The sequence below is a fragment of the Pseudomonadota bacterium genome (genome assembly GCA_030860485.1).
In the GTDB taxonomy this organism is placed as follows: Bacteria; Pseudomonadota; Gammaproteobacteria; order JACCXJ01; family JACCXJ01; genus JACCXJ01.
Genome location: JALZID010000239.1, coordinates 1 through 10696, shown reverse-complemented (window position 1 = coordinate 10696; position 10696 = coordinate 1). Strand labels below are relative to the sequence as shown.

The 10696-nt window shown below is 64.5% G+C and carries 7 protein-coding genes; 4 read left to right on the top strand and 3 right to left on the bottom strand.

The window, feature by feature from the left end; all coding sequences use genetic code 11:
- Positions 1 to 133: 133 nt before the first annotated feature.
- Positions 134 to 409, bottom strand: coding sequence for a hypothetical protein (locus M3461_14690; GenBank protein ID MDQ3775500.1), 276 nt, complete (start codon positions 407 to 409; stop codon positions 134 to 136).
- Between the two features lie 181 nt (positions 410 to 590).
- Positions 591 to 1247, bottom strand: a complete 657-nt coding sequence (gene adk / locus M3461_14685; protein MDQ3775499.1) for an adenylate kinase — start codon at positions 1245 to 1247, stop codon at positions 591 to 593.
- 207 nt (positions 1248 to 1454) lie between these two features.
- Here adk and M3461_14680 point away from each other — a divergent pair, with 207 nt between their 5' ends.
- The 3 genes from M3461_14680 (at position 1455) to uvrD (ending at position 7594) form a co-directional block, all read left to right on the top strand.
- Positions 1455 to 2174 (top strand): FKBP-type peptidyl-prolyl cis-trans isomerase, encoded by a 720-nt coding sequence (locus M3461_14680; protein MDQ3775498.1) that lies wholly within the window; start codon positions 1455 to 1457, stop codon positions 2172 to 2174.
- Between the two features lie 146 nt (positions 2175 to 2320).
- The gene (locus M3461_14675; GenBank protein MDQ3775497.1) at positions 2321 to 5200 is read left to right on the top strand and encodes an AMP-binding protein; all 2880 of its coding nucleotides are present in this window, start codon (positions 2321 to 2323) and stop codon (positions 5198 to 5200) included.
- A 252-nt stretch (positions 5201 to 5452) separates the two neighbouring features.
- A complete protein-coding gene (uvrD, locus tag M3461_14670) occupies positions 5453 to 7594 on the top strand; it encodes a DNA helicase II (protein MDQ3775496.1) in 2142 nt (713 codons plus the stop codon).
- A gap of 20 nt (positions 7595 to 7614) precedes the next feature.
- Here uvrD and M3461_14665 read toward each other — a convergent pair whose 3' ends face one another.
- A complete protein-coding gene (locus M3461_14665) occupies positions 7615 to 8349 on the bottom strand; it encodes a hypothetical protein (GenBank protein ID MDQ3775495.1) in 735 nt (244 codons plus the stop codon).
- A 1506-nt stretch (positions 8350 to 9855) separates the two neighbouring features.
- Here M3461_14665 and M3461_14660 point away from each other — a divergent pair.
- Positions 9856 to 10410 carry a Uma2 family endonuclease gene (locus tag M3461_14660; GenBank protein MDQ3775494.1) on the top strand — a complete coding sequence of 185 codons (555 nt, stop codon included), beginning with the start codon at positions 9856 to 9858 and terminating at the stop codon, positions 10408 to 10410.
- The last annotated feature ends 286 nt before the right edge of the window (positions 10411 to 10696 follow it).

The following is a 10696-nucleotide window of genomic DNA, read 5'->3' as shown; positions in this document are numbered from 1 at the left end:
GCCCCCGGCGTTCCAGCTCTGCGGCGCCGCGATGACGCTCGGCGATCGGGCGTCATCGCGGGTGACGATCCACCGCACCTAAGGGCTGCCCGCTTGGAAGGACTCGCGCCCCGCGGCGCGAGAGGATGCGGGGCTAGCGGGATCTGCTCGCGGTTTTCTTGGCCGCCTTCTTCTTCGCAGTCGTTTTCTTGGCGGTTGCTTTCGATAGCTTGCCTGCCACGGTTTTCTTTGCCGAGGTCACCTTCGCCGTGATCTTCTTGGCCGCCGTCTTGGCGATCCTCGCGGCGGCCACCTTCACATTGGCTGTCCCGATCTTCTTCTTCTTCTTGGTCACCGCTATCTTCTTGGTCGCCGCGGGCTTCTTCTTGGCGGCTGCCTTTCTCACCAACCCCTTCTTGGTTAATGCCATGATGGATTCTCCGCGCAAGTAGCACGAGCCTTGAATGCACACTCAAGACGTGGATGCTATATACATCACAACTATAGCGCATGCAACCGTTTTATGGGTTGTCTGCATCGCTGCGCTCGGGGTCTACATCGCGACCTCGGCTCTTGGGTGCCGGCGTGCCCACGAGCATCGGACTCCATGCTCAACCATGGTCCGCCAGTGCGTCCACGATGCGCGTGCGAACCTCGTCCACATCGCCCACGCCGTTGACGCGGGCATAGCGCGGTTTGCCGAACGCCAGCGCGCGCTGCCGGTAATAATCAACCAAAGGCTCGGTCTGGCGGTGATAGACCGCGAGACGCTCGCGCACGGTAGCCTCCCGGTCGTCGTCACGCTGGATCAGCGGCTCGCCGCTCAGATCGTCACGACCCGCGACACTTGGGGGGTTGAACAGCAGGTGATAGGCGCGGCCCGAGGCCGGGTGCACCCAACGGCCCGACATGCGGCGCACGATCTCCTCGTCATCGACGGCGATTTCGATCACGTAGTCGATTTCGACCCCCGCCAACGCCAGGCCCTCGGCCTGCGGGATGGTGCGGGGAAAGCCGTCGAACAGGAATCCCTGAGCGCAATCGGGTCGCGCGATGCGCTCCGTCACGAGCCCGAGGATGATGTCGTCGGACAGAAGAGCGCCGCTATCCATCACGCGCTTGGCCTCGATACCGAGCGGCGTCCCCAGTGCGACCGCCGCCCTCAGCATGTCCCCGGTCGAGACCTTGGGGATCCCAAACTGCCGGCACAGGAAATCCGCCTGAGTCCCCTTCCCGGCCCCAGGACCCCCTAACAATATGATACGCATCGCTCGACCCCCCTCCCAGTCTGAGTGGCCGAATCATCGGCCCATCGTTATTCCCGACGCTCCCGCCCCCTGCCCACAGACACCCTTGGAGTCTCGCTCCTCATGTGGGAATATAGCATCTCTATGATAAGAAGCAGGCGCGTCGCGGCCCGAACGCCGCGCCTGGCCCATCGCAACCATCCTCAATCAGAATACCAAGGAATCATCATGACCAAGAAGCACCTGCTGGCGATCCTGTGCATCGCCGTCACCTCCGCGAGCCTCGCCGAGGAAGCCCCGAAGCTGGGCACCGACCAGGAAAAGCTCAGCTACATGATCGGAAGACAGGTCGGCGAGAGCCTGAAACAGCAGGGCATGGACCTCGACCTTCCCGCGTTCTCGCTCGCCATTGGCGATGTCGGCGGGGGTCTTAAATCGCGTCTCCCACGCGAGGAGCTCGAGGCCGTCATGGCGCGCCAGCAGGGCGCGATGAAGAAATCGCGGCAGCAATTGGCCGACAAGAACCTGGCGGCGGGTGAGGTCTTCATGAAGGAGAACGGCAAGAAAGAGGGCGTCGAGAAACTGCCGAACGGCATCCAGTATCGGGTGATCAAGGCCGGGTCCGGCGCCAAACCCAAGACCACCGACACGGTCTCCGTGCACTACAAGGGTACGCTGATCGACGGCACCGAGTTCGACAGCTCCGAGCGCGCCGGCAAGCCGGTTTCGTTGGGAGTGAACGGCGTGATCAAGGGGTGGCAGGAGACCCTCGTAAAGATGCCGGAGGGCGCGAAGTGGCAGGTGGTCATTCCTCCCGCCCTGGCCTACGGCGAACAAGGCGCAGGCGGCCGGATCGGACCGAACGAGACCCTGGTCTTCGACATCGAGCTGGTCGCGATCGCCCCGCCGCAGGAAACCAAAGAACCGAAAAAGCCGAAGGAAAAGTGACCCGCAATGAGGTGCCGCGAAGTCCAGGGCCGTAAGCTACAGGGCCGCCGAGGCCAGAGCCACGAGATCCGGGGCCACACGATGCGCGGCCGCCGGATTATGGACGGGCGACCTGTGCGTGACGGCGCGAGCGCTCCGGCAGTGCGATGGCGGCACAGGATCGACTGTTAGCCGGCGAAAGCCAGGCCCTGATCGCGATCGTCGAGGAGCTTGCAGAAGAGCTGCGGCAGGGGACGATCCGGTGCGCCGGCCTGACGCTCTCGAGCTCGCTCGATCGGGACGTGGGGCTCGACAGTCTCGGGCGTGTGGAGCTTCTGGCCCGCATCGAACGCCGCCTCGGCGTGCACCTCCCCGAGCAGATCGCCGTTGAGGCCCAGACCATCGGCGATCTCCTTGAGGCCTTGCACCGCGCAGGCGAGTCGCTGGCGCGACCCTCATCGACGCAGGACCACCGCACTGATGCCGCGCCCATCGCCGCAACCGCAACCCCGCAAGATGCGCAGACGCTCGTCGAGGTCCTGCGCTGGCACGTCGCCACCCACCCTGATCGGACACACACCACCCTGCTCTCCGGCGATGACCGTGAGGAGGGCATGAGCTACCGCGAGCTCTTCGAGGAGGCCGAGACCTCGGCCGCGGCGCTCCAGTATCGCGGGCTCAAACCCCAGGAAGCCGTGGTCCTCATGCTGCCCACGGCGCGCGCGTACTTTTCTAGCTTCTTCGGGGTGCTCCTCGCGGGCGGCGTGCCCGTGCCCATCTACCCGCCGGCGCGCATGAACCAGATCGAGGACCACTTCAAGCGACACCGCACCCTGCTCCAGAATTGCCAAGCCGCGATGTTGATCACCATCGCCGAGGCGCGCGGTTTCGCGCGGCTTTTCCAGGCGCAGTCCGACACCTTGCGCGCCGTGGTCACGACCGAGGACCTCGCCGCCCGGCACGGGCACTGCGATACGCCCCCCCTCACCGCCGAGGACATCGCCTTCCTGCAATACACCTCGGGCAGCACCGGCAACCCCAAGGGCGTGGTGCTGACCCACGCCAATCTGCTCGCCAACATTCGTGCCTCGGGCCGCGCCCTGCAGGCGGACTCGACGGACGTGTTCGTGAGCTGGCTGCCTCTGTACCATGACATGGGCCTGATCGGGGCGTGGTTCGGGACCCTCTATCACGCGACCCGGCTCGTGATCATGTCCCCGCTCCTATTCCTGGCGCGGCCGCAACGCTGGTTGTGGGCCATGCACAGATACCGCGGCACGCTCTCGGCCGCACCCAACTTCGCCTATGAGCTGTGCCTGCGGCGCCTTTTGGACCGCGACCTCGAAGGTTTGGACCTGAGTGCGTGGCGCGCCGCGCTGAACGGGGCCGAGCCCGTCAATCCGAACACCGTGCGGCGCTTTTGCGAACGCTTCGCGCCCTACGGCTTTCGCCGCGAGGCAATGGCGCCGGTCTACGGCCTGGCCGAAGCGACCTTGGCGCTCGCCATGCCGCCGCTCGGGCGCGGCCCGCTCATCGATCGCATCGAGCGCGAGGCGTTCATGAACGAAGGCGTGGCTGTCGAGGCCGGGCCCACTGCACCAACGCCCAATGTAAGTACGATAGGCACCTCGGGCAACGTCCTCGAGTTCACGGCCTGTGGCCAACCCCTGCCCGCGCACGAGGTGCGCATCGTCGACGATGGCGGCCGCGAGCTGCCCGAGCGCCGTGAGGGCCGCTTGCAATTCCGGGGGCCGTCGGCAACGGCTGGTTATTTTCGCAGCCCCACCGCGTCGCGGGAATTGATCCAGTCGGGTTGGGTCACCCCGGGGGACCTCGCCTACATCGCACGCGGCGAGGTCTACATCACCGGCCGGACCCAGGACGTCGTGATCCGCGCGGGCAGAAACATCTATCCGCACGAGCTGGAGGAGGCGGTGGGGGAGCTGCCGGGAGTGCGGCGCGGGAGAGTCGCGGTCTTTGGGAGCCCGGACCCGCAATCCGGCACCGAGCGGCTGGTGGTGGTGGCGGAGACCAACGAGCTGCAAGACGAGGCCCGCGAGCGCTTGCGGGTGCTCGTCAACACCCTGGCCTCGGATCTGGTGGGCGGGCCGCCGGATGATCTGGTGCTGGCCCCCTCGGGGACGGTGCTCAAGACGAGTAGCGGCAAGATCCGGCGCGGCGCCTGCCGCGAGCGCTACGAAGCGGGCGCCATCGGACGGCGGCAACCCCCCGCCTGGCGGCAGGTGGCCCGGCTCATGGTCGCGACCGTACGCCCTGCACTGCGCCGGGCGCGCCGGGGCTTGAAATCGGTGGCCTACGGGGTCTACTGCTGGTCGCTCTTCGCGCTCCTCGCGCCGATCGTCTGGACCCTGGTGGTGCTCTTGCCTGCGCGCACCTGGCGCTTTGGGGCCATGCGCATGGCAGCGCGTTTCCTGGCGCGCGCCGCCGGGACGCCCTGCACGGTAGAAGGCGCTACTCTGCTCCCACCCGAGGGCACGCCGGTGGTCCTCTGCGCGAACCACGCGAGCATCCTCGACGCCTATTATCTCGTCGGCTTTCTCCCCCGCCCCGTCAGTTTCGTCGCCAAGGCCGAGCTCGGCCGGCATTTCGTCCCGCGGCTGTTTTTTGACCGCATTGGCACGGAGTTCGTCGAACGTTCCGATAAACAGAAGGGCGTGGCCGATGCGCGCCGCATCGCGGAGACCTTGCGTCGCACCAGCACCCTCTTGTTCTTCCCGGAAGGCACCTTCTCGCGTATCCCGGGGCTCCTGCCCTTCCACATGGGGGCCTTCATCGCGGCCGCGGAGCACGGTGCCATGGTAGTGCCCGTGGTCATGCGCGGCACGCGCTACATTTTGCGCGACGGTAACTGGATCCCCACCCCCGGGCCGGTGCGCATCGAGATCGGTGCGGCCATCGACCCCGGGGCCCTGGAGGCCGAGGCCGGCGGCGACGCCTGGAAAACGGCGCTCCTTTTGCGCACGCGCACCCGGGAATACCTGCTCGCGCATTGCGAGGAACCGGACCTCGCGCGTGAGGGTTTGTGAAAAAACCTACTGCGCTCGGGATCTCGATGCCGTGAGAGGTTGTGAAAAAACCGTCGCGAGCGAAGGGAGGTCGCGTTTCGCCGGAGCGCAGGACCGTTTCGCCGGGAGCGAAACGGAGCGCAAGCCCCGAAGGGGCGAGTCCCAAGGATGGGACGAGCAACCGGAGTGTATGTTGAAATACATGAGGATTCCGAGCACAGCCGGAACGCGAGATCCCGAGCGCAGTAGGTTTTTTCACAAGCTCTGAGCGATATGGACGTCACCCGTATCATCGATCCGCTCAACGCGGCGCAGCGCGAGGCGGTGGCGGTCGAGCCAGGCAATACCCTGGTGCTGGCCGGGGCCGGGAGCGGCAAGACCCGCGTGCTCGTGCACCGCATGTGTTGGCTCTGCGAGACCGGGCAGGCCACGGCACAAGGCATACTCGCCGTCACCTTCACCAACAAGGCCGCCGGCGAGATGCGCGGGCGCATCGAGGCGCTGCTCGGCGCGTCGATGCGCTCGCTGTGGGTCGGGACCTTCCATGGCATCGCCCATCGTCTCTTGCGGCTGCACTTCGAGCGCGCCGGGCTGCCCCGCACCTTCCAGATCCTCGATGCCGACGACCAGCAACGTGTCATCAAACGCGCCATCCGCACCCTAGGTCTCGACGAAGCGCTGTGGCCGGCCCGCGAGATCCAGTGGTTCATCAACGCCCGTAAGGAAGAAGGGCTGCGTCCGGCACGCCTGGAGGCCTCGAGCGATCCGTATCGCGTGGAGACGATCCGCATCTACCGGACCTACGAGGAGATGTGCAAGCGCTCGGGTCTCGTGGACTTCGCCGAGCTCCTGCTGCGTATCTCGGAGCTGTTTCGCGACCACCCCGATCTGAGCGATCACTATCGACGGCGTTTTCGCCACGTCCTGGTCGATGAGTTTCAGGACACCAATGCCCTCCAGTACACCTGGCTCAAACAACTGGTGGGCGATAGCGGGACGCTGTTCGCGGTCGGCGACGACGATCAGTCGATCTACAGTTGGCGCGGCGCCAGAGTCGAGCACATGCTCAGGTTCCAGAGAGACTTCGCCGGATCGCGACTCCTGCGTCTGACGCAGAACTACCGCTCCACCGCCACGATCCTGAAGGCCGCCAACGCCCTCATCGCCAACAACAGCGAACGGCTCGGCAAGGAGCTCTGGACGGAGGGGGCCGAGGGCACGCCGATCGGCCTCTTTTCCGCCTTCAACGAGCTGGAGGAGGCCCGTTACTGCGTCGAGACCCTGAGCCATTGGCACGAGGACGGGCGCCATTACGGCGAATGTGCCGTGCTGTACCGGACCAGCGCCCAGTCGCGGGTCTTCGAGGATGCACTGCGACAACGCGCCATCCCCTATCGCGTCCACGGTGGTTTTCGGTTCTACGAGCGCGCCGAGGTGAAGGACGTCCTCGCTTATCTGCGCCTCATCGCCAATCGCGACGACGACGCGGCCTTCGAGCGCGTAGTCAACACCCCGAACCGCGGCATCGGCGAACGCAGCCTGGAGCTGATCCGGGAGACCGCACGGCGCGAGAGTGTGTCCCTATGGAAAGCCACGGAACGCCTTTTGGCCGCGAGCAGCGCCGGCGCCCGGGCCCTCGGCGCGCTGCGGGGGTTTTGTATCCTGATCGAGTGCATGGCCTCACCGGGCGATGATCGCCCGCTCGCCGCGCGAGTCGAGGCCGTGATCGAGGCGAGCCGCCTGCCCGAGCACTACCTCAAAGACAAGAGCGAGCGCGGAGAAGACCGCATCGAGAACCTCGAAGAGCTGGCGCGCGCGGCCGGCGAGTTCGTTCTCGATCCGGAGAGCGAGTTGGACCCCCTAACCGCGTTCCTCTCGCAGGCCGCGCTGGAGGCCGGCGAGGGCCAGGCCGAGGATGGCGCCGAAGGCGTGCAACTCATGACCCTGCATTCCGCCAAGGGCCTGGAGTTTCCACTGGTGTTCCTGGTGGGCCTGGAAGAAGGCCTGTTTCCCCACCAGCGCAGCAACGACGACCCGGCCCAGCTCCAGGAGGAGCGGCGCCTTTGTTACGTCGGGATCACGCGCGCCCAGGAACGGCTGGTGCTCACCTACGCCGAGGCCCGGCGCCTGCACGGGGGCGAGAAGTATCCCCCACCGTCGCGCTTCCTCCGCGAGCTGCCGGCCGAATTGCTGGCCGATGTCCGGGCGCGCAAGTCAATGTCTCTTCCCCCTTCCGCGCGCACGGACACGGCAGGAGGTTTGCGACTGGGCCAGCGCGTGCGCCACGCCAAGTTCGGCGAAGGGGTGGTCTTGGACCTCGAGGGCATGGGCGAGCACGCCCGCATCCAGGTCAACTTCGAGCGCGCCGGGACCAAGTGGCTGGTGGCGGCCTACGCGGGTCTACGGGCCGTTTAGGCTGCATTTCTCACCACGAACTAGGATCCTAACTTGGCAGCATTTCGTGCTTCGTTGCGGAGCTCTTCTAGAGACTCACCAGGTCGGGCGAAATAGAGCGAGACACGGGCGCCGGCCTCGTTGATGGTGAAGCCGTCGGTCACGAATGGGGGCTGTCCCAAAAGATCCTGAATCGCTGGCAGTTCGCCGTTCTCATGGGCAAACGTGGCGCGACACAAGCGTTCGCCACACTGCATATCTTCGAGTTTAACGCCGGGCACTTTTGCCACGCTCTTTCCGGCTTGTTCTGTGGCCAGCTCCGTCGCATCCCTGTCGAAATATCCGACGCGCAGCGTTTCGTCCACCCAATGACCGAAGTCGGCCTCTGAAATCTCCGCTGATTCTGCCTTTCCGGCGCCGCTATTGGGGACGGCCGTGTCTGTGCCTTGCTCGGCGCTATCCGATGTGACCGCGTGCGTGATTTGCTCGCCGGCGCGAGCTTCCACGGATCGGAGCCTGGTATCCAAATCCGCGAGCCCCCTCTTCAAGCCGGTTTGCTGCTGCTCTGCTCGCTGCAACTGCTCTTGGTTCGTTTGCTCAAAGCGCCGCAACGCGCTGGCCAGTTCGTCCAATCTACCTCGGACGTCTACCGCAGGAGTCGCACCTCTTTGCGATGTCACTTGAGGCTGTTCGGCCGCAGTGTCTTCTCGCATAAAATTATAAGCAAGTAGTGCGGTTGTGATGGCCATGACGGTTAAAATGACGATGGTTCGCATGCTAGGTCTCCGCTATTGGATGAAATGTACTGTGCTTTGAGATGGGCGGTGGCCTTCCAAGATCGCAGGCAAGGGTCCCCCCATCTCGGAGGGATCCCAGCGAGGGCCGCACAAGCGGCCCTCACCGGGATTTCACGCGTCACTAGTAGGGGACGCAGGTAGCGGTACAGAAGAGGTTGGCGTCGTTACTCTGGCCCAGGATCGCTTCGAGAATCCAAACCGCGCCACTTTGACTTACCTTACACGTAGCGGATTCGGGCTCGGTATCTGTGTTTGCCACGCCGACCCTACTCGGGTAGCAAAAATGAGTTACGTGAGACGCCAACACTCTGGTCGTAATTCCAGCGGTGTTGAAGCGGTCTGCAGAAGGAAAAACAGAATGGCGGGCCTCAGCGGGAAGACCCGTTAATGCGAGACTTGAGAGAAGCAGTGCTGCAGAGATGTTACGTATCGCGTTCATCTGAATTTACTCCCTAAAACTAAATATGTTGGTAAGGCTTCCGGAAGGATGCGGTCTTGCGCGGAAATTGAGCTTCCGCACGTCTTGAGACCCGCTCCCTCCAGCACGTCCTAGGCCGTGCCCCGAGGGGACGGCCCTTGAGAGTACCAAACGGCAAGGTTCGGTTACCTCCGTGTGGAGCACACATTACGCATGGCCGAACCCATTCTCAGTGAGATTGATCACACTCAGCGTGTGGAATATTCACAGAGAAATCGCGGGCAACGCTCCCCCTGTGTTACGCAAGCCCGGATTTCTCACCACTGCCCGCAGGCCAGGAGTAGAAGGCCGGGGTCGAGCCCTGGGACCGATAAGGGCTTTCGGGATCCTGGAGCCGGGCTTCGACTCAGCGGCTCGCGGAAAAGCCGCGAGCCGCTACGCTCATTCCGAACGGGGGGAGCTTGAAAGCTGCTGCGTCTTGGGCCCGGTCGAAGGGCTCAGCCCGAACGAAGATCGTAGGACTGTTGAACAAGACCTTTTTGAACAAGAAAACCCAACGACATACGGCGCGAGTGACACTTGGGGTGCGCAAGCTCATCCCTTGCCCGCTGTCGCCATTGCGGCGGCGGTCACCGCCGGGACCGCCGCCTTCAGTATTCGTTATGCCCGTGCGGCCCGGGCCTAGTTCCCGGTGCATCCTGGAGCATTGGATACGGGCGGGTATGCGGAGGGATTGGACGGGGCCGGATCCCGGGGGGGCTTCGGGGGCCGCGGGACCGCCGTTTTCACAGCTCTCGACGGTGTTGCGCCCCAATCGATCTCGGCTCCGGTCCCGGCCGTCACGCCGTCGAGCGTGTCCCTGCCCGGGCCGCCGTAGACGCTGTCGTCGCCATCGACGGCAGATAGACCCCGATCGCCGAAGGGCTTGTCGTTGCCGCCCCCCTTTACAGCCGGTCGGTGTCGTCACCGCCGATGAGCACGTCATTCCCCGGTCGCCGCAAGGGGGCGGGTTGAACCAGTGCAACCGGAGTACAATGACACGACGATCCGCGTAATGGGGGCTCGGTATGAGCAGAAGAGCGAACGCCACGGTGGAAGACCTCTATGGTGCCCCGGACAAGGGCAAGGCGGAAATCGTCAATGGAGAACTGATCCTCATGGCCCCCACGGGCGGTGTACCGGCGCGAGCGGGCGGTGAGATCTATGTCGGCCTGCGTGAGTACGAGCGGCGGACGGGAGGTCGTGGCTATGCGTTCCCGGATAATGTCGGGTTCCTGGTAAATCTGCCGAACCGCGGCTCGCTCAGTCCCGATGCCGCCTTCTACATCGGTAAGCTCAGGGGCGGATTATTCCTGCAAGGCGCTCCGGTCTTCGCCGCGGAGGTACGAAGCGAGAACGACTACGGGCCTCCGGCGGAGCGTGCCATGGCGGACAAACGCAGAGACTATTTCGCCGCGGGTACGCTCGTTGTGTGGGACGTCGATGTACTGCGGGATCAGGTCGTGCGGGTCTATCGCGGCGGCGATCCGGGACATCCGACGGTGTATCGCAGGGGTGAGGTCGCCGAGGCCGAACCCGCCGTGCCCGGCTGGTCCATGCCGGTGGACCGTCTGTTCTCCTAGACACATGGAAGCGAAGGTGGCGACCAAGGCCGAACTGCGGGAACTGGAGTATCGGCTGACCATCAAGCTCGGGGCCATGATCATGGCCGCGATCGCCGCCGTGGCAACGCTCCTCAAGCTTCTCTGAACAAGCGAAATAGGGGCAAGCCGTCCCGCGTGTTAAGGCCGCTAGTAGAAATAACTTGAACAATATCTTGTAAGGACCTATTCTTTATGCGTGGACAAGGGCCTGCGCAAAGCCACCAAGCAGAAATACCAGCAGTTGGTTGGTCGTCTGACGGAAAAC

Coding starts and splice junctions, on each gene's coding strand:
- adk (MDQ3775499.1), bottom strand. CDS start 1,247: ATGCGTATCATATTGTTAGGGGGTCCTGGGGCCGGGAAGGGGACTCAG.
- M3461_14660 (MDQ3775494.1), top strand. CDS start 9,856: ATGAGCAGAAGAGCGAACGCCACGGTGGAAGACCTCTATGGTGCCCCG.
- M3461_14690 (MDQ3775500.1), bottom strand. CDS start 409: ATGGCATTAACCAAGAAGGGGTTGGTGAGAAAGGCAGCCGCCAAGAAG.
- uvrD (MDQ3775496.1), top strand. CDS start 5,453: ATGGACGTCACCCGTATCATCGATCCGCTCAACGCGGCGCAGCGCGAG.
- M3461_14665 (MDQ3775495.1), bottom strand. CDS start 8,349: ATGCGAACCATCGTCATTTTAACCGTCATGGCCATCACAACCGCACTA.
- M3461_14675 (MDQ3775497.1), top strand. CDS start 2,321: ATGGCGGCACAGGATCGACTGTTAGCCGGCGAAAGCCAGGCCCTGATC.
- M3461_14680 (MDQ3775498.1), top strand. CDS start 1,455: ATGACCAAGAAGCACCTGCTGGCGATCCTGTGCATCGCCGTCACCTCC.